A 17,945-nucleotide genomic window follows, 5' to 3' on the forward strand; every position below is an offset into this window, starting at 1 on the left:
CGGACAGTGTGGGGAAAGCGGTGCATCAGCCCTCTCCCCGTTCGACTGCGACCATCTCGAATGACTGGCCAGTTTCTGCAAGCTGCGCGGCCTGTCCGGTGTAGGCTTGCCAGCGCAAGACGCAGACATCCACGTAGGCCGGATCCAGCTCGACGGCCAGGCACATGCGCTTCGTGCTCTCGGCCGCAATGATGGAGGTTCCGGATCCCGCGAAGGGCTCGTAAACCGCCTGCCCCACGCTCGAATTGTTCAGCATTGGCCGGCGCATGCACTCGACAGGCTTTTGGGTCCCGTGAACGGTTTGGGCATCCTGGTCCCGGCTGGGGATGGACCACAGCGTGGATTGCTTGCGGTCGCCGCTCCAGTGGCCCTTGCCGCGCACCGCATACCAGCAGGGCTCGTGCTGCCAGTGGTAGTGCCCTCGGCTCAGCACATGCCGGTCCTTGGCCCAGATGATCTGGGACCTTATATCGAAGCCAGCGGCTGTCAGGCTTTCCGCCACCGTCGTCGCATGCAGTGCCCCGTGCCAGACGTAGGCCACGTCCCCCGGAAACAGCGCCCATGCCGCCCGCCAGTCGGCGCGGTCGTCGTTGAGCACCTTGCCGGTCCGTTTGGTCTTGGAGGCGCCCGCGTCGTTGCGCCAGGCCGGGTCATACTCGACGCCGTATGGCGGATCGCTCACCATGAGATGCGGCTGCACGCCGTCAAGCAGCCTGTCCACGGTCGCCTTGTCCGTCGCGTCACCGCAGATGATCCGATGGTTGCCGAGCAGCCAGACATCACCAGGGCGCGAGATCGGCTCGGCCGGCACCTCCGGGATGTCCTCTTCCTTCGGGTCGACCTCGCCGAGGTTCAGGAGGTCATCGAGTTCAGCGCCGTCGAAGCCGATCGCTTCCAGATCTACTCCGAGCTCAGACAGGTCGCCAAGTTCCAGCGACAAGAGCTCCTTGTCCCACCCGGCACGCTCGGCCAGCCGATTGTCCGCAAGAATGTAGGCGCGCTTCTGCGCCTCCGTGAGATGCCCAAGCTCTATGACCGGGACAGTGGACAGGCCCAGTTTGTTCGCCGCGAGCAGGCGGCCATGCCCTGCGATGACGCCATTCTGCCCATCGACCAGCACCGGATTGTTGAACCCGAACTCCCGGATCGATCCGGCGATCAGCGCCACCTGGTCAGCCGAATGCGTGCGCGCGTTGTTGGCGAACGGAATGAGCGCCGCGACCGGCCGGTGTTCGATCTGTTCTGCGCCTTGAACTGCCATTCAGGCCCCCGTCGGAAAAATGCTGCCTCTCCCCTTACTCTATCACAAATCATAACCCATTGTAATATCGACATTAATTGAAATATGGCGACACAGACCGCCATCCGTCGTCACGAGGTTGGACGTCTTAACGCATGCAACCCGGCCTTAGGCCGCAGGGCCCGGGACAGATGGGACAGAAGAAAACCATTTCTTCCTCACGCGCGCGCACGGGGAAAAAACGGTTTCTATCCGTCCCATCTGTCCCACATCCGGTTCACCGGGGATCAGGCGCATTGACAGCGGCGCACGGAATGGTTGAATCCCAGTGGGGAGGAAGACAGGGCGATGGGCCACGTTCATCTCGGTGTCCTGCCACGGACACGCAAATGGAAAGATGTCGTCGAGTCCCTGAGTTCCGGCGCTGCGGATGAGGTCGTCGTAGCCACCAGTGCAAAAGCAGCCGAACGAGATCTGTTGTCCGCCACGGACAGCCCGGTATTCGTCGAGGCTGTCCGGCTGCTTCTTGCCATCCCTAACGCTGCGCGAGCGGACGACTTTGGAGATGCCCTCAGGGCCCTTGGCCTCGAGGTTGGCAACAGACCTGAACTCCTGGACATAACCATGGCCGTTGATAGGCGTCTGGACGTTGTCCGTCGCATGGCCGGCGGAGCGAACGACCTTGGCGAGATCGCGGCACGAGCGCTGATCACAACATTCTCCGAAACAGTGGGCGATCAGTTGCCGGGCCTGTTCGAGGCTACACCGGAGGATGTTCAGGCAGCGTCCAAGAAGCTTTCCTGGTCGCGCGGAATTGCTGGGTTGTCCCGCGCCTTCTATTCGCGATTGCTCTCACAATCGCTTTCATACTGGCTGGACCGGACCCTCGCCCAGCAGGTGGGGCCCGGGGATCGTTTCTCGGGCGCCACCGCGAGAGGGGCGTTCGACGTCGCCCTTAACCACTACGCCCATGAATCGACGCGCATCATCCAAGAATTCTCTGGCGGGTGGTATGGCAAGACCATTCACGACAAGGGAGGCATTTCCTCCCATGACGCGGCCGTGTTCGGGGCGGTTGCGCTGAAGAAGATCGTCTCGGAATTGCAGGTGAGGCGTAGCCAGTGACCGACGCGCTCGTAAAATTCGATCCGGAGAAGCCCCCGATCAACGTGCGGTTTCGTGGCAGATTTCCAAACTTCTTCCTTGATGCTGACAAGCTCAGAGCCAAGGCCTTGTCCGAGATCGATCCCCTGTGCGACGACTTTCTGGAAATCGCATCGACTGTTTTCGTGGCCGACAGCACCGTCAGCCGGGGCGGCGACAAACGTTCGGGGATGGGGCAAGACTGGCGTCGCGAGTTTTCTTTCAAGATTCCAGTTCGGCAGCCGGAGTTCTGGCAAAGACCGGATGTGACCGAAGCTTTGACAGATGCCGTGTCTTTCCTGACCGAGGACACAGTCCACTTCGCGTTCAAGGAAGGGGACTTTTCCCAACCGAAAGAACCCTTCCTCGAGTTCGACCCGGCTGGGCCGCGGTTCGAAGCAAGCGAGGTCATCTTGTTCTCCGGCGGGCTCGACTCCTTTGCTGGCGCGCTTGAGACGCTGGCAACGACCAGCGACAAGGTCCTCCTGGTCAGCCACCAGTCCGCACAGAAGGTCATCTCGCGACAGGATGAACTGGGCGCGTATTTGGCAGAACGGTTCCCGGGTCGCGTCCAACATCTTCAGGTTAAGGCTCGACGCCGTGGTGCGGAGGGAAAAGAGACGACCCAACGGTCGCGCTCCTTGCTCTTCACGGCCCTCGGGTGGGCCGCCGCCAAGGCCCTGAGAATTCCTCGCCTGAGCTTCTACGAGAACGGAACGATCAGCCACAATCTTCCCATCAGCCCCCAGGTTGTCGGGACGATGGCCACGCGGACGACGCATCCTCTGTCGTTGAAGAAACTGAATGATCTCTTGGAGCTACTCGGTCCCGGCCAGACCCGCATCGAGAATCGTTACGAATGGCTGACCAAGACGGACGTCGTTCGTAGGATCGAACAGAATGGCGGGACAGAGAAGATTGCGCGCGCGGTGAGCTGCACGAGTGTCCGTGAACAGGACACTCTTCGCACGCATTGCGGTGCGTGTTCTCAATGTTTGGACCGACGTTTCGCAATTCTCGCGGCAGGTTTGGAAAAATACGACCCTGCGGAGTGCTACGCCACCGACGTACTCTTCGGCGAGCGAGAGCGGGATCGGTCGGTCACGCTGGCGCTTGAATGGACGCGCCATGCACTCCGCTTTCGCGACATGGATGATCGCGATTTCCTGTCCACTTTCGGCCATGAACTCATGCGCATCCTGCGGGGACACGACGATCTGGAGCGAGCCGATGCCTTGCGCAGGGTCCGTGATCTCCATGTTCGCCACTCCGAAGCGGTCGCGCACGTTCTGGAAGGAGCATTGAAGGATAGGGCTGCCGACATCATAGCGCGACGGCTCCCGGAGTCGTCTCTTGTTGCGATGCACCTCGGGCAGCCGCGCGAGGGGGATCCCGGCCTGGCTCAAGACCCGCGCGCAGGTTCAGCGACTGTGCTTGAAACCAACGACATCGTCGAGGAAGACCTCGTTCCGGACCAAAACAAGCCGTTGAAGGTGGCTTTTTTCGAAGAAGAAGGGAAACCGGTCGTCGCGGTCCAAGGTCTTGGCCGCATCGCAGGCGCCCCGGCGCAGATTCCGCACGCCTTGAAGCCTCGTTTCGATGAGGCCAGGGCAAACGGTTTGTTGCAGGATGACCACCCGTTTCATCCCCTCCCAACGTTAAGCGCGTTGCGGGACATGGATCCGAAAACCATCCGAAAGAACGTCCAACGCTGTCGGGCGCAACTGAAAGAGTTCTATCTGGACGTCCACGGTGTCGAACCGGATTGCGTCCTGCTGATCGAGAGCAAGCCGCCGAAGGGTCACCGCCTCGATCCGGGCCTACAGGTGACACCGCGCGAACGAATCAACTGACCCCATTTGGCTGCGAGCAACCTACTCTGCGTAGCTCGATTGAGCGCCGAAAAACTGTGTGTCACGCCAAAAAGCCCCGAATGTCACGCCATCGCGCTTGACAGCCCTAATACACAGGCCTTTCAACCGTAGTTTTGTCACACCTACCGCCATCGAGCGTCACGGCGCCAAACGGGACTAAATACCTGATTAGTAATAATATTTCTGGGACATCCACACGAGACCCGGAGGTATTCATGACGACAGACCAACCGTCCAGAACCTGGGGCGCGGGCGATCTTCGCTCGGTCGCTTCCGAACGCGCGTTGGCCGAGCGCTGGAACAAATCTCTACGTACCCTGCAGAGGTGGCGGAGCGAAGGCTATGGCCCGGCGTACATCCGCATCGGCGGCACTGTTCATTATCGCTTCGAGGACGTTCTCGCTTTCGAGGATCGTCAGCGCCGCGGCGGGGAGGAAGACTGATGCCTCTCTCCACCGCAAATCCCAAGCAACAAGTCGATCCCGGCATGATCGACAGTTTCGTCCAGATCGTCTTCGGGTACCTCGACGGTCAAGTCCCGGTCCGGTTGCTCGCCGAAAAGGGCACGCCTGCCCAGAAACCAAAGGCTTTCACGCTCCCCTGCTCCGGCCTGTCCGAAGCCTTGGTCGCACCAGCTCAAGGCGCGGTCCGGAGTGCTCGCGCCGTCTACGTGGTCCCCGGCACGGTCGCCACAGGCAGCTCTGGAAAGGCCAAGGACGTCAAGAGCACGGGTGTGGTCCTCGTCGATCTCGACGACGGAGACATCATGAAGAAGCGGGAGCATCTGGAGCACGCCCTCGGGCCTGCGTCCATGGTGGTTGCATCGGGCGGACGGACCAAGGACGGCCAGGAAAAGATCCATCTGTACTGGCGCCTGACAAAAGCAGCTGAGGGGGCCGAAATGGAACGGGTCCGCTCTGTACGAGAACGGATCGCGGCCCGGGTGGCTGGAGATCCGTCCTTCAAGAGCCTCCACCAGCCGATCCGAGTTGCTGGCACGATCCACGGGAAGCACGGACGGTTTTCGCTTACGCGGATCGTGTCGATCAGCTCCGTAGAATACGAACTTGGCGACCTCGAGGACCGTGTAGCGGCCATGCCTCAACTCGCCGCTTCTTCGGGGCATTCGATGAAAGTCGATGCTGCCCGCGATGGCCCTGGCGCGCACGATCTCATGACGCGCACGATCCGCGAAGGCGCGGTCGACGAGGTCACGCGGTTCGAAGCGCTCTCGAAGGTCATCGGCCATTGGGTAAGAACCGCGCGGTTGGGCCGCTGCAGCATCGACGAAGCATGGAGAGCGGTCGTCGACCACAATGCTGCGTCGATCTCACCGCCCTGGGACGAAGCGCGGCTTCGGCGCGAATTCGATGCTTTGCTGGAGCGGGACACTGGAAACCACTCACACCCGAACCGGGCATACGATCCGAACAGCAGACTAACCACAAACTTCAGCGACGACACACTCGCTGCACTGTTCGTCGATCGCGAGGGTTCCGACTGGCGGTATGTCGCAGCTTGGAAGGCCTGGTTGATCTGGACTGGCGCATGTTGGCAGCGCGACGAAACCAGCCGCGTTCGCGAGCAGGTGCGCCAAGCATGTCGAGCCGCGGCACTAACATGCGAAAAGCCGAACGACGTACATCGAATTTGCAGCGACAAGACTATCTCGGCCGTGGTCCGGATAGCCGCGAGTGACCCTTCGATTGCCATTCGGACGTCGGACCTCGACGCCTTTCCGATGCTCCTGAACACGCCGGCCGGTGTAATCAATCTGGAGACGGGCGAAGTACGGGATCATGACCGGGACCTTTTGCTGACGCAGACAACCGCAGCCGCGCCGGGCCGCGGCTGTCCGCGCTGGATCCGGTTTCTCGGGGAGATCACAAACGGGGACGCGGATCTACAAGCGTACCTGAAAAGGCTAGCCGGTTACCTCCTGTCTGGAACCACCTCCGAGCAGATGTTCGCGTTCTTTCACGGTGCCGGGGCAAACGGCAAATCCGTGTTCATCCAGACGCTGGCCTCTGTACTCGGCGACTATGCTGCAACCGCGACGCTGGACACGTTCATGGCGTCCGCCACCAGCAAGCACCTGACCGAGCTGGCAGGACTACGCGGGGCCCGCATGGTCATCGTGCCCGAAACCGATCCGGGCCGAGCTTGGGCCGAAGGGCGCATCAAGAGTGTAACGGGCGGTGAGACAATCCGCGCGAACTTCATGCACCGGGATCATTTCGAGTTCGTTCCCCAGTTCAAACTCATTGTCGCCGGCAACCATCGACCATCGTTGACCGGCACAGGCGAAGCGATGCAGCGCCGACTGCACCTCGTTCCCTTCGAGGTCACAATCCCGGCCGAGCGGCGCGACGTGCACCTTCTGGCGAAGCTTCAGGAAGAACGCGACGGCATCCTCGGATGGATGCTCGAAGGTTGCGCCGAATGGCGCGAACAAGGCCTTTCGCCTCCGTCTGGCATCCTCGACGCAGCCTCAAGCTATTTTGCTGAGGAAGATCTGGTCGGCCAATGGATCGAGGAAAACTGCGAAACTGGTTCTCAATGCAAGGCAACCGCTCAGGCATTGTTCATGAACTGGTCCCATTGGGCCGAGGCGGCCGGCCACCCGAAAGGCACTAAGAAGAGCCTGGGCGAGGCCTTGAGACAGAGGGGTTTCAAGAGCGGCAAGGTCATGCGCACGAGGGGTTGGTTCGGACTGCGGCCCTCCGGAAAGGCACCGGAGTGCCGGGAGGGTCAGTAATGAACCCGCTTGCCCCCGGCCGAATGACCCCACAGGAACGCCGCGCTGCTCTCTGCAAGCTCCTGGCCCTCGGGTTGGTCCGTTTGCGCATGCGAGACAGCGGCCGAGTTCCCGCCGAAACCGGAGACATTTCCCTACACTCTCCGCCCGACCAATGCCGTCATGCAACTCCAACTCATGAGGAGACCACATGATGCCTGACCCGATCCCTGCCCGTCTGGCCGCGTTGAAGACGACCTCCACACCAGACCTGAAGTCCCAGTGGCGCGACCTCTTCGACAGCGAGCCGCCTCCGTTCAACCGGCGATATCTGGAAAGCCGGCTGGCCTACCGCATCCAGGAACTGGCTTACGGTGGGCTCAAGCCCGAAACCGTCAAACGGCTGGAGAGGCTGGGCGAGGAACTCGATGGCGGCGACCGCAAGAAGAGCCGCATCCGCGCGGACCTAAGGCCTGTCGCGGGCACCCGTCTGATCCGCGTATGGCAGGGCGTCGAGCACGTCGTCACCGTCACCACGGACGGCTTCGAATGGCAGGGTCGTCCCTACAAATCCCTGTCCGCCATCGCGCGCGCCATCACCGGCACGCGATGGAACGGATGGGTCTTCTTCGGGCTCAAGAACAGGAGAAAGTTATGACCGACAAGATCACCCGAAAGCTGCGCTGTGCGATCTACACGCGCAAATCGACCGAGGAAGGTCTGGAACAGGAGTTCAACTCGCTCCACGCCCAGCGGGACTCCTGCGAGGCGTTCATCGCCAGCCAACGCTCCGAGGGCTGGGTGCTGGTTCGTGATCAATACGACGACGGTGGCATCTCGGGCGGTACACTAGACCGCCCTGCCCTGCAGCGCCTGCTGGAGGACATCGAAGATGGGCTCGTGGATGTGGTGGTGGTCTACAAGATCGACCGCCTCAGCCGATCGCTCGCCGACTTCGCCAAGCTGGTCGAGGTGTTCGACCGCAACGGCGTGACCTTCGTCTCCGTCACCCAGTCGTTCAACACGACCACATCCATGGGGCGGCTTACGCTGAACATCCTGCTGTCCTTCGCCCAGTTCGAACGGGAGGTCACCGCCGAGCGCATCCGCGACAAGGTCGCGGCGAGCCGCAAGAAGGGCATCTGGATGGGGGGCGTACCGCCTTACGGATACCGTGTGGAAAGCCGGAAGCTGGTTGTGAACTACGCACGCGCCGAGAATGTCCGGTGGATATTCGCGCGCTTCCTCGAAGTCGGGTCAGCCACGATCTTGGCACGCGAACTCGACGCGCGCGGCATTCGCACGCCCATGGGCAATCGGATCGACAAGAAGTACCTGTACCGCATGCTGAACAACCCCGCCTATATCGGCGAAGCGGTCCACAAAGGCGACAGCTACCCCGGTGAGCACGACGCGATCATCGACCGCGAGACGTGGGACCGGGTTCACAACATCCTGCAGGAAAGCGCGCGAAAGCGCGCCGCACGGACCCGCGCAGACACGCCTGCACTGCTGAAGGGGCTCCTCTTCGGGCCTGATGGCGCTGCCTTTTCGCCCACACATACTAGGAAGGGCGACCGGCTCTACCGCTACTATGTCAGCCAGACGGTGCTGAAGCACGGCGCCGGATCCTGCCCGGTCGGCCGGGTGCCGGCGGGCGAGATCGAGATGGCCGTCATCGACCAGCTGCGGGCGGTGTTCCGCCAGCCGGAGATCGTCGCGGGCACATGGAAGGCGGCGCGCAAGCATGCCGACGACATCACTGAGGCGGACGCGCGGGAAGCCCTTCAGCAGCTCGACCCGCTGTGGGACGAATTCTTCCCCGCCGAGCAGGCGCGGATCGTTGGGCTGCTGGTCGAGCGCGTCGACATCGGCACGGACGGGCTCAACGTGCGTCTCCGCGTCGACGGGCTCAGCGGTCTGGCCCGCGAGATGCTGGCAGGCGACATCGGAGAAGCTGCATGACCCGCGGGGCTCCGATCCCGGAGACGATCACGCTCCACGTCGCGTTCCGCGTCGTAAAGCGTGGCGGCCGGAAGGAGATGCACATGCCCGAGGCCGCCACGCAACCGCGCCGGACCGACAGCACACTGGTCAAGGCGCTAGCTCGCGCCTTTCGGTGGAAGCGCATGCTGGAGTCGGGTGAATTCGCCAACGTCGCTGAACTGGCCGAGCGCGAGGGGATCGCGCCCTCATACATGACACGCGTTCTCCGAGTCACGCTCCTCGCACCCGACATCGTCGAAGCCATCCTGGACCGGAAGCAGGGGCCGGAGGTGACGCTGGCGCGGCTCCAGGAGCCCTTTCCGCTGATTTGGGCAGAGCAACGCGGCCGCTTCGGCTAACGGCCCAAAGCTGCCATCCAATTAAAAGATCGCAACGCTGCCTTTCGTTCACGGCGCAGCAATCCAATGGTTTGAATAACGGCAACGCGGACGAAGCTGACATCCGGCCCGAGCTCGACAGCGACCGATCCCAGCCCGAAGCGGCGCTGCTCGCGATGACCGTCACAACGTTGCCACTCAGGCACGATGAACCGCACCCGGGCAGCCCACCTTTCAGCGATTGGCAAATTCAGCCACACCCCATCAATATCTTGCGTCGGGAGCCCTCATGGATTCAGATAGCAGTGAGCGGTTCAGACCGGCGCGGCGATCGGTCGACAAGAATTTTGAGGGGGAACCATGGCGGAGGAATTTGTCCCGCTTACGATCCAGCAATACTCGACTGACGCGTTGGCAACCGACCGGCGCCGAGATATCACCTCACTAAACTTCCCGCTGCTTGGCCTGTTTGGTGAGATCGGCACGCTGCTCAGCGCGGTCAAAAAAAAGCAGCGCGATAGCATTGCCTTCAAAGCGTATGCTGGGGCGGTCAACGAGGAACTGGGAGATGCCCTCTGGTATCTCAATCTGGTTGCCTGCAAGGGTGGCATCTCGCTGGCTGAAATCGTCACCAATATGGGTCATGACGCAGAAGACTGGGTTCTGGCAACGGATGCGGACCTGACCTTCGAAGCGCTGCAGCCCCCGGTCATCGAATTTAAGACGACACCCACGGCCGAGTTCGAACGCACTCTGACCCGGTTGGCAGCAACCGTCGGTAAACTGATGCACGAGCAGGAGGAAGAGGAACTCATAAATGATAGGCGACGCCTCGGGCCATGTCTCGTCAGCGTCCTCGACGCGCTCGTCAACGCTGCAACCGAAGCTGGCGTGACCCTTGAGGCCGCGGCAGTTAAAAACCTGAAAAAGACCAATGACCGCTGGCCCGTGCACCGGCAGTATCCACCCTTCTTCGACGCGGACGCCCCGCAGGAAGAGCAGTTGCCGCGCGCGCTCGAGATCGAGGTTTTCGAGCGTGAGGTAGGCGGCAAACTCTATGTCTTTCAGCGCTGCAACGGCCTCAACATCGGTGATCGCCTGACCGACAATGCCATGGCACCGGATGATTACCGCTTCCATGACGTGTTTCACTACGCCTATGTCGCGGTCTTGGGTTGGTCCCCCGTCACGCGCTCGCTATTCAAACTCAAACGCAAAAGTCTGCCGAAGATCGATGAAGCACAGGACGGGGCACGCGCAGGCCTGATCGAAGAAGGCATTGCCACGTACATCTTCGGGCAGGCTATCGATCTCAACTTTTTCGCCGATCACAAGCCCGGCGATCTGCCTTTCGATCTTCTGAAGCAGGTCCGGCAATTCGTTGCCGGCTATGAAGCCGAGGACTGCCCGCCCTGGCTCTGGGAAGACGCGATTCTGCAGGGTTACGCGGTGTTCCGCTATCTAAAGGAACACCGGCGAGGCAAAGTCATCATCGACGCAGAAAACAGAAAACTATCCGTGGAGGCACTATCATGAAGACACCCCATAGCTTTGTCGCGGCCCTGAGCGATGTCAGCCTGCCCGATGTCTTCAATCCTTATCGGGATCAGTGTCCGCTCCATGACCGCCACGACGCCCCCACCCGTCGCCGCCAGAATCTGGAGGCTTGTCTCAGCAGCGCGGTCAGCCTCGGTGCCGATACCATCTGGATCGCCCGCGATCTCGGCTATCGCGGGGGGCGCCGGACCGGTCTGCCGCTGACCGACGAAGCGCATCTGTCCAATGCCGCCGACCTCTTCGGCGGCGTGGCTTTGCAACAAGCTACTAAGGGACCAGCCCTCGCCGAGCGAACCGCGTCCGTTACCTGGGACTTACTGGATCAGATCGGTCGACCGGTCATGCTCTGGAACGTGTTTCCGTTCCACCCGCATGACGCCGACGAGCCCATGTCCAATCGCTGCCACCGGAAATCCGAGCGGGACGCCACCTGGCCCTTTATGACGGCCCTGATCACCATGCTCCAGCCACGGACCCTGGTGGCAATCGGTCGTGATGCCGGCCATGCGTTGGCCGATTTGGACTGCCAGGTCGAAACCGTACGACACCCCAGCTATGGTGGACAGGCAGAGTTCATTAACGGCATTCGCAAGATTTACGATCTACCAGACACGCGCCGATTGGAAACCACCGCCCCCTTGCCCTTTGTGGAATTCGCCTAAGCCGCGACCGCCAGTTCCGCGTCCACCTGATCGAGCAGGCTCGTGATATCGCCGCGGCGCGTAGTGCCGCCGGCGCAGGTCCGCATCTGGTCGATCTGCGCGTGGGACGACAGCACCGTCAGCGATCCAACCTCGAGCCCCGTCTCTGCCGCCACAAATGACAACAGCCGACCGAGGCCGATAAGGTTACCGAGCAGCTTCTCGATATAGTAGTGGTTGCGATACATCGCCGTCAGGTTCACGACGTCCGGGCTGCCAGGCATGGTCTTGAAGCTCAGATAGCTAAGACATTGTCCGCCATAAGGCGACCGGTTGAGGTCCCGGGCCGGGTCAAACAACGCCAACTCAAACTTGTTCCGAGATGTGACCGCCGGATCGGCCATACGCTGCACCAGGTCCCATAGCGGGTTGTTGTGCGGCGCTCCGTCCCAGCTGGTCATGCGCTCGAAATAGTAACCCGACCACTTCTCCTTGTCGCGGACCTTGGGCAATATCTTCTCGTGAAACTCCGTGAAGAACTCCGGCGCGCCATGCCGGCGGTATAGCGCAGCGGGGAAGATCGTGTTGGCGATGGACTGCAAGGACTTGTCATGCTGACGTAAGAAATCGTCGACCGGCTTGATCCCCGGATCGGCAAGCCCGGTCCCGTTGACTGGGTCTGCCACCGACATGATTACGTTGTGAGCCTCATGGCCGGGTTCGGCATCGACGACCCGGACTGCCTCTCGCCAGGTGGTCAGGCAGGTGGAGTCAGGCCGCAGCGGCACAGTGTGGTACATCAGTCTCTTCCGTCAAAATCGCCATATCAAACAAGTTCTTCTCAACGAATGCCCGGGAAACCCAGGCATAGCCGTCCTGCCCCCAGCTTGATCCCCAGCTGTTGCGGATCAAAACGACATCCGTCGACCCCGTCGAACCATGTCCCACGGCGATCACTGCGTGCCGGGGCACCGGGAACACATCATCACCATCAACATAGTCGATGACCCCCTGAACTGGCGGCTGGAAGAATGCCATCGTGAGTTTCATCAGGGTGATGACCGGTTTTCCGTTATCCAGCGCGCCGGTAATCCTGTCGAAGCCGATGCTTTGGCGCCCGCCGTCACGCCCGAATATTTCGCCCACCGACGCCGGTGGCGCGTAACTCGTCAGATCAGGGGGCAGAGTTGCCAGGTATGGCCAAGAATATTCAAGGGGTTGTCCATCCAGCCGAAGCGCCTCGAGCATCGGTTCGAGATAGGTTCCCCGGTCTGGCGGTTGCCCGGCACGCTTCTGCGCATGGAAAAAGGCATATTCGCTCGAGAGCGGCTCCCAGGCCGGTCGGCACGCGGCATGTGCATCACTGGCCGCGAAAGCGAGACAGGTCGGACGATCACCTTGATCCCGCACCTCGCCGAACTGAGCCCGAAGGTCCACCACCGCCGTGACCATCATTAGGCCGCCTCCAAACGCTGTCGACGTTCTGCACGCGACAGGCCGGCTTGCTCCGGCCCCGTAAAGTCGAGATCGATCTCAAGCCTATTGCGACGCTGTTCGAAGTCCCAGGGACGTGCTTCATCGATGACCATACGGCCCCGGAACTCGTCGGGTGGTTGCGCAGTGATGCGGCGGATGCCGGGCTCGCCAACCCTTTCTTCCGCCTGATCCTCCACGGCGTTGCCAACAACTACGAACCCGCTGTCGCGCAGCTGATCGAGGTTCCATAGATAGCCGCCATTGCTGTGCTCCGTCAGCTTAAGCACGAAAAGATCATTTGCACTGCCATCGATGCGGGCACCAGCATCGCGCTCCGTCAGCAACCAAACATCACCGCGGTAGTTCTGTGGCCTGAACTCCGCGAGCAAAGCCTCCTTCATCACCCGTGGCCGGGTCTGCAAAAGATCGCGGGCCTGCTTCTGCGTTATCATTTTGTACCGCACAAAGGTCCAGCATAACGCTTCGTAGCTGGCCCCAAGCCGAAGGCTAAGCTGATAGACCGTACTTGGCCGATGGAGATCAGCCACCACCCAGCCCTGCAGGCGCATATGCAGCGCCAGGAGCCATTTCGGCATCATGAACCCGACGGCAAACGCGTCCGCTTCGACTTCCTGGAACGCATGACCCGGCTCGAGATTAACCGGCATCCGCCGCAGTATGCTGTCCTCATCATCAAGGCTTGGCTCATGGTCAAGCATGCAATGCCCAAGCTCATGGGCGGCAGTGAACCTCTGAATGGAAAGCGGTCGCTCTGTCGTCACCAGAATGCCGCGTGCCGGGATGCTGAGATAGGCCCCCAGCAAGCCCTCCAGCGGCCGAAGCATCAAGGGTACATTCAGCTGACTGATCAGACCGAAGACGTTCACCGCGCTGCGTTCGACTTCAAGCCTCGCTCGAAGGTCAAGCCGCTGATGCAGACGAGAGGCCGCCGCCGTTCCCTTTCTGACTGCCTGTGCATAGGGTGAAACCATCGATTACTCCGGTTCCGTCTCGGCACGGGTTCTTAGGTACTCGGCAAACCGACCAAGTTCGTCGCGATCCTTGCGGGACAGATCAGCGGCCTTCCGTGCTAGGTGAGCGACATCAACCGGATAAGACGACGCCGTCTCATCTTCGCCGGTGAAATAGGCAGCCGGCTGACGATATAGCTTGGCCAGTCGGTTGAGTTCCAGGACTTCAACACGCCGCGTGCCGCCTTCGATTTCCGACAGGGCCGTGCGCGGTATCTTCAAGTATTGCGCCACCTCATCCTGTTTCAAGCCAAGGTACTTTCTGGCCTCCCGCAGACGTTCCCCCAGCTTTCTCCGGGCTTCGCGATCCTCGTTATCGTCCTTCCTGCCACTCATCACTTGGTCCCACCCTGCTTTTTCTGCCACTGGTTTTCCAGCCGTGGCAGCAGGTGATCGAGCGCGTCCTGGACGCTGGCATATCCGCCGGCCCGCACAGTGGCATCCGGCGGCGGAAAGCCCAGCACCGGTTCGACGGAACAAAGGATCCCGACGGCAACCAGCGAGTCAATCGGTACCGGCGCCGTCACGGCCTGTGCCTGTTGCGTCGGCATCGCGATCCCTAGCATGCTGGCCTCCGTATCAGCCGCCAGCAAAAGTTCATCGGTCAGGAGCAGTTCGAGCTCATGAAGCGGGAAGACCATCTGTTCTTTGGTTGGGGCGGATGTACTACTCATATCAATGTGTCTGATGTTCCGGGTCCACACAGATATATCGTCGGATTTTCCAACATTCAAGTCTTTTCGTTCTGGATAGTCGACGTCGCGGACGCGATCTATCACGAGCTACCATCGTAACTTGGCTATGGGCATCAGAACCCGCCATCCGTGAACGTACACGTCGTTGCGGAGCCTGTGGCAGCAGATCACTGCATCGAGAAAGGTCAAATGGCCGGTTTGGGCCGGTCGCGACATGTGACGCGAGCCAACCATTGTGGCTTTGCAAAGACTGGTTCCTGCACAACTCGGTTGTTCGTGAGAGGCGCAGCGAACGACCGCTCTCCGCCCCAAGTGCTGGGCGGCCCGTTCCGGCCTATTCTGTTGAAAAACTCCGCTTGCATGAAGGGCTGGCCGCTGATTCAATTTGGCTGCGGCAGCTTGAGGTGAACGGCGATGATGGGGTCCCGACAGGAGGCGCAAGGCGCTCTCTTCTACGAGTTCTCGATCGAAACGCACGTTCCGCCCGACCACATGCTCAGATCGGTTGATCAATTCGTCGACCTGGCCAGCATCCGGCAGCACCTGGCACCATTCTACAGCTCGACCGGACGACCGTCGGTTGATCCGGAGCTGATGATCCGCATGCTTCTGGTGGGTTACATCATGGGCATCCGGTCCGAGCGCCGGCTCTGCGAGGAGGTCCATCTCAACCTTGCCTACCGCTGGTTCTGCCGCCTCGATCTGACGGTCCCGGTGCCGGATCATTCGACCTTTTCCAAGAACCGCCACGGCCGCTTCCGCGACAGCGACCTGTTGCGCCAACTCTTCGAGTCCGTGGTGGCGCGCTGCCTTGAGGAGGGCCTCGCCAGCGGCCAGCGCCTCGCCGCGGACGCCAGTATTATCGCGGCTGACGCGAACCGACAGAACTCCACGCCGAAGTCGGACTGGCAGCCGGGCAGCATCGACCCCATAGACGCGCCCCGGGCTGTCAGGGAATATCTGGACACACTCGATGATGCCGCCTTTGGCGCAGCGAGCCCGGTCGAGCCGAAGTTCACCTCCCATTCCGATCCCGCTTCGCAATGGACCGGGGCTCGAGGAGGTCCGGCCTACTTTGCCTATTCTACCAACTACCTGATCGATACCGACAACGGCGTGATCCTTAATGTGGAGGCCACCCGGTCGATCCGCCAGGCTGAGGTTGGATCGGTGCGGACCATGATCGACCGGGTGAACGATACCTTCGGCATCGCACCGGAACGGCTGATCGCCGACACCGCCTACGGCACCGGCGTCATGCTGGACTGGCTGGATCAGCAGCGCGGCATCGCACCCCATATCCCGGTGGTCGACAAGTCAGCCCGTAGGGATGGGACATTCGAGCGCGCCGACTTCGCCTATGATGCCGAGAGGGATGCCTACATCTGCCCGGGCGGCAAGGAGTTGAGGCAAAGCCGCCGGGCCTTCACGAAACCCCGAGAGATGAAACCCGATGACGATGGCATGCTTCGCTACCGCGCCGGCAAGGCCGATTGTGATGCCTGCGACCTGAAGGCGCGCTGCTGCCCCAAGGAGCCGTCTCGAAAGGTAACCCGATCAATCTTCGAGCCCTCCCGGGATCGGGCGCGTGCGATCGCTCAGACGACCGACTACGCGATCTCCTGCAAGCTCCGGAAGAAGGTGGAGATGCTCTTCGCGCATTTGAAGCGAATTCTGGGCCTCAGCCGTCTCCGGTTGCGAGGCCCGAGCGGCGCACGAGATGAATTCCACCTCGCAGCCACCGCACAGAACCTCCGGAAGCTCGCAAAGCTCCTTCCGACGCCACCGGTCTCCTGTTGAGGTAGGTTAGGCACAGGCACCGCAAATCATGGGCAAGGGTCAACGCGATCACCGAGCCGGGTTTTTCAACGGAATAGGCCCTTAGCGGACGTTCGGTCCAAACCCGTCCAATGGCTTCTTTATCTCATAACCTATCTAAGGCGTGAAAACCGGCAAGTCGGACGGGGCGCGCCTGCGCCCCGCCCTTCGGCATAGCAGGAAAATGCCGTTATTGCCCCGAGAGGGCCGCGTAGACCGCGCTCTCGAAATCCATATACCCTGGAAAGGAGACCCCATCTGCGAACGGCAGGATCTGCGTTGCCCAGTAGCCGCCGATCCCATTCTTTCGATCTATCCAATAGTAGCTGTTCGCCAGCCCGGCCCAGCCGATGGCGCCGGCCGGGCGCCCGGTGGACGCGTCTTCGGTGTTGACCATGAAGGTGTAGGACCAGTCCTTGGGTATGCCCGGAAAGAACTCTGCATCATTCGAAAGCGAGGGAATGACGCCGGGCAGCATGGTGACTTTCTGCGGTGGGACAAGTGCGCCCTGCACGGCCCATTCGACGGTTTCGGGTTTCAGGACCCGCCCGTTCGGACCGGCACCGTCGTTCAACCACATGCGGATAAACTTCATGTATTCCGGCACAGTCGCGTAGAGCCCGTGGCCGCCCATGTGGACCTCAGGGTCATCAGGTAGTGCGAAGTCGTCCATCGGGGTCAGCCCGCCATCCTCGCCCCGCGCGTGGATGGTCGCGGTCCGCTCCTTCATGTCGGGCGTCCGGGTAAAGGCGATATCCTGCATGCCGAGCTGGTCGAAGATCCTCTCTTTCATAACCTCGCCCAGGCGTTTGCCGCGGATGCCTTCGACGACCTGTCCGACCCAGTCGATGTTCGTGCCGTATTCCCACTTCGTGCCCGGATCGAATAGCAGCGGGGTTTCGATGCAGGCGCGGCTGCCGGTGACGACAGAGGGCTGGCCCTGCTCTTCGGCGAGGCGCTTATAAGTCTCGTTAAAGAAATCATAGCCAAAACCGGCCGTGTGCAGCATCAGTTGGCGGGTCGTGACATCACTTTTGGGGGCGCGCAGTCTGGGGGTGCCGTCCGCGTCGAACCCGTCGATCACCTTCAACTCACCGATGGCCGGGGCGTAGTTTTTCGCAGGCGCATCGAGGTCCAACAAACCCTCCTCGACACATTGCAGGGCTGTGGTGCCAGCGATTGCCTTGGTGGTCGAGAAGATGGCGAAGACCGTGTCCTCCGTCATTGCGTCGCCGTCCAGCCGCCGCTCTCCGGCCGCGCCGGCGTAGATATCGCCATTGCGGTCTGTTGCCATCGCGACAACCCCGGGCACACGCGACGGACCGGTGCCCAGTCCGTTCAGAACGGCGTCACACCGGATTTTCAGATCGTTTGGGTTGATGTCCTTCATTGATTCCTCCCTTGAAGAT

The 17,945-nt window shown here is 61.2% G+C and carries 17 protein-coding genes; 10 read left to right on the forward strand and 7 right to left on the reverse strand.

Annotated elements, in window-relative coordinates:
* Positions 1–25: 25 nt before the first annotated feature.
* Positions 26–1,261, reverse strand: coding sequence for a site-specific DNA-methyltransferase (locus B2585_RS03150; RefSeq protein WP_292019914.1), 1,236 nt, complete (start codon positions 1,259–1,261; stop codon positions 26–28).
* Positions 1,262–1,588: 327 nt separating this feature from the next.
* On the opposite strand from B2585_RS03150, the gene B2585_RS03155 reads away from it, so the two are divergent.
* The 9 genes from B2585_RS03155 (at position 1,589) to B2585_RS03195 (ending at position 11,537) form a co-directional block, all read left to right on the forward strand.
* A complete protein-coding gene (locus B2585_RS03155; protein WP_292019916.1) occupies positions 1,589–2,365 on the forward strand; it encodes a hypothetical protein in 777 nt (258 codons plus the stop codon).
* Complete coding sequence (locus B2585_RS03160) at positions 2,362–4,236, forward strand: hypothetical protein (protein ID WP_292019918.1); 1,875 nt, start codon at positions 2,362–2,364, stop codon at positions 4,234–4,236. The genes B2585_RS03155 and B2585_RS03160 overlap by 4 nt, the downstream gene beginning before the upstream one ends.
* A 236-nt stretch (positions 4,237–4,472) precedes the next feature.
* Entirely contained in the window at positions 4,473–4,700 is a 228-nt protein-coding gene (locus B2585_RS03165) for a helix-turn-helix domain-containing protein (protein WP_292019919.1), read from the forward strand.
* Entirely contained in the window at positions 4,700–7,015 is a 2,316-nt protein-coding gene (locus B2585_RS03170; protein ID WP_292019922.1) for a phage/plasmid primase, P4 family, read from the forward strand. The genes B2585_RS03165 and B2585_RS03170 overlap by 1 nt, the downstream gene beginning before the upstream one ends.
* Before the next feature lie 193 nt (positions 7,016–7,208).
* Positions 7,209–7,652, forward strand: coding sequence for a DUF2924 domain-containing protein (locus tag B2585_RS03175; protein ID WP_292019924.1), 444 nt, complete (start codon positions 7,209–7,211; stop codon positions 7,650–7,652).
* On the forward strand, positions 7,649–8,959 hold the full coding sequence (locus B2585_RS03180) for a recombinase family protein (RefSeq protein ID WP_292019926.1): 1,311 nt from the start codon (positions 7,649–7,651) through the stop codon (positions 8,957–8,959). Before B2585_RS03175 ends, B2585_RS03180 begins: the two co-directional genes overlap by 4 nt.
* A complete protein-coding gene (locus tag B2585_RS03185) occupies positions 8,956–9,339 on the forward strand; it encodes a hypothetical protein (RefSeq protein ID WP_292019929.1) in 384 nt (127 codons plus the stop codon). Before B2585_RS03180 ends, B2585_RS03185 begins: the two co-directional genes overlap by 4 nt.
* A 339-nt stretch (positions 9,340–9,678) precedes the next feature.
* Entirely contained in the window at positions 9,679–10,854 is a 1,176-nt protein-coding gene (locus B2585_RS03190; RefSeq protein WP_292019931.1) for a nucleoside triphosphate pyrophosphohydrolase family protein, read from the forward strand.
* Positions 10,851–11,537: a uracil-DNA glycosylase gene (locus B2585_RS03195; protein ID WP_292019933.1), complete on the forward strand. Its 687-nt coding sequence runs from the start codon at positions 10,851–10,853 to the stop codon at positions 11,535–11,537. The genes B2585_RS03190 and B2585_RS03195 overlap by 4 nt, the downstream gene beginning before the upstream one ends.
* Here B2585_RS03195 and B2585_RS03200 read toward each other — a convergent pair.
* The 5 genes from B2585_RS03200 to B2585_RS03220 are packed head-to-tail and all read right to left on the reverse strand — an operon-like array spanning position 11,534 to position 14,697.
* Positions 11,534–12,316, reverse strand: coding sequence for a hypothetical protein (locus B2585_RS03200; RefSeq protein WP_292019935.1), 783 nt, complete (start codon positions 12,314–12,316; stop codon positions 11,534–11,536). The genes B2585_RS03195 and B2585_RS03200 overlap by 4 nt on opposite strands.
* Complete coding sequence (locus tag B2585_RS03205) at positions 12,288–12,971, reverse strand: C1 family peptidase (protein WP_292019937.1); 684 nt, start codon at positions 12,969–12,971, stop codon at positions 12,288–12,290. The genes B2585_RS03200 and B2585_RS03205 overlap by 29 nt, the downstream gene beginning before the upstream one ends.
* Positions 12,971–13,984 (reverse strand): ImmA/IrrE family metallo-endopeptidase, encoded by a 1,014-nt coding sequence (locus tag B2585_RS03210; protein ID WP_292019938.1) that lies wholly within the window; start codon positions 13,982–13,984, stop codon positions 12,971–12,973. The genes B2585_RS03205 and B2585_RS03210 overlap by 1 nt, the downstream gene beginning before the upstream one ends.
* Before the next feature lie 3 nt (positions 13,985–13,987).
* Complete coding sequence (locus tag B2585_RS03215; protein WP_292019940.1) at positions 13,988–14,359, reverse strand: helix-turn-helix domain-containing protein; 372 nt, start codon at positions 14,357–14,359, stop codon at positions 13,988–13,990.
* Positions 14,359–14,697 carry a hypothetical protein gene (locus B2585_RS03220; RefSeq protein ID WP_292019942.1) on the reverse strand — a complete coding sequence of 113 codons (339 nt, stop codon included), beginning with the start codon at positions 14,695–14,697 and terminating at the stop codon, positions 14,359–14,361. The genes B2585_RS03215 and B2585_RS03220 overlap by 1 nt, the downstream gene beginning before the upstream one ends.
* A 435-nt stretch (positions 14,698–15,132) precedes the next feature.
* On the opposite strand from B2585_RS03220, the gene B2585_RS03225 reads away from it, so the two are divergent.
* Positions 15,133–16,518, forward strand: a complete 1,386-nt coding sequence (locus B2585_RS03225) for an IS1182 family transposase (RefSeq protein WP_292019945.1) — start codon at positions 15,133–15,135, stop codon at positions 16,516–16,518.
* A gap of 208 nt (positions 16,519–16,726) precedes the next feature.
* Here the strand turns inward: B2585_RS03225 and B2585_RS03230 are convergent, their stop codons facing one another.
* A complete protein-coding gene (locus B2585_RS03230) occupies positions 16,727–17,926 on the reverse strand; it encodes a serine hydrolase domain-containing protein (protein WP_009807932.1) in 1,200 nt (399 codons plus the stop codon).
* Positions 17,927–17,945 lie beyond the last annotated feature (19 nt).

The organism is Maritimibacter sp. UBA3975 (assembly GCF_002384975.1).
Lineage (GTDB): Bacteria > Pseudomonadota > Alphaproteobacteria > Rhodobacterales > Rhodobacteraceae > Maritimibacter.

Bases quoted from the DNA above. Each gene is read 5' to 3' on its own strand.
- B2585_RS03230 (WP_009807932.1), bottom strand. From the start codon at position 17,926: ATGAAGGACATCAACCCAAACGATCTGAAAATCCGGTGTGACGCCGTT.
- B2585_RS03215 (WP_292019940.1), bottom strand. From the start codon at position 14,359: ATGAGTGGCAGGAAGGACGATAACGAGGATCGCGAAGCCCGGAGAAAG.
- B2585_RS03195 (WP_292019933.1), top strand. From the start codon at position 10,851: ATGAAGACACCCCATAGCTTTGTCGCGGCCCTGAGCGATGTCAGCCTG.
- B2585_RS03170 (WP_292019922.1), top strand. From the start codon at position 4,700: ATGCCTCTCTCCACCGCAAATCCCAAGCAACAAGTCGATCCCGGCATG.
- B2585_RS03225 (WP_292019945.1), top strand. From the start codon at position 15,133: ATGATGGGGTCCCGACAGGAGGCGCAAGGCGCTCTCTTCTACGAGTTC.
- B2585_RS03210 (WP_292019938.1), bottom strand. From the start codon at position 13,984: ATGGTTTCACCCTATGCACAGGCAGTCAGAAAGGGAACGGCGGCGGCC.
- B2585_RS03190 (WP_292019931.1), top strand. From the start codon at position 9,679: ATGGCGGAGGAATTTGTCCCGCTTACGATCCAGCAATACTCGACTGAC.
- B2585_RS03155 (WP_292019916.1), top strand. From the start codon at position 1,589: ATGGGCCACGTTCATCTCGGTGTCCTGCCACGGACACGCAAATGGAAA.
- B2585_RS03205 (WP_292019937.1), bottom strand. From the start codon at position 12,971: ATGATGGTCACGGCGGTGGTGGACCTTCGGGCTCAGTTCGGCGAGGTG.
- B2585_RS03185 (WP_292019929.1), top strand. From the start codon at position 8,956: ATGACCCGCGGGGCTCCGATCCCGGAGACGATCACGCTCCACGTCGCG.
- B2585_RS03200 (WP_292019935.1), bottom strand. From the start codon at position 12,316: ATGTACCACACTGTGCCGCTGCGGCCTGACTCCACCTGCCTGACCACC.
- B2585_RS03220 (WP_292019942.1), bottom strand. From the start codon at position 14,697: ATGAGTAGTACATCCGCCCCAACCAAAGAACAGATGGTCTTCCCGCTT.
- B2585_RS03150 (WP_292019914.1), bottom strand. From the start codon at position 1,261: ATGGCAGTTCAAGGCGCAGAACAGATCGAACACCGGCCGGTCGCGGCG.
- B2585_RS03175 (WP_292019924.1), top strand. From the start codon at position 7,209: ATGCCTGACCCGATCCCTGCCCGTCTGGCCGCGTTGAAGACGACCTCC.
- B2585_RS03180 (WP_292019926.1), top strand. From the start codon at position 7,649: ATGACCGACAAGATCACCCGAAAGCTGCGCTGTGCGATCTACACGCGC.
- B2585_RS03165 (WP_292019919.1), top strand. From the start codon at position 4,473: ATGACGACAGACCAACCGTCCAGAACCTGGGGCGCGGGCGATCTTCGC.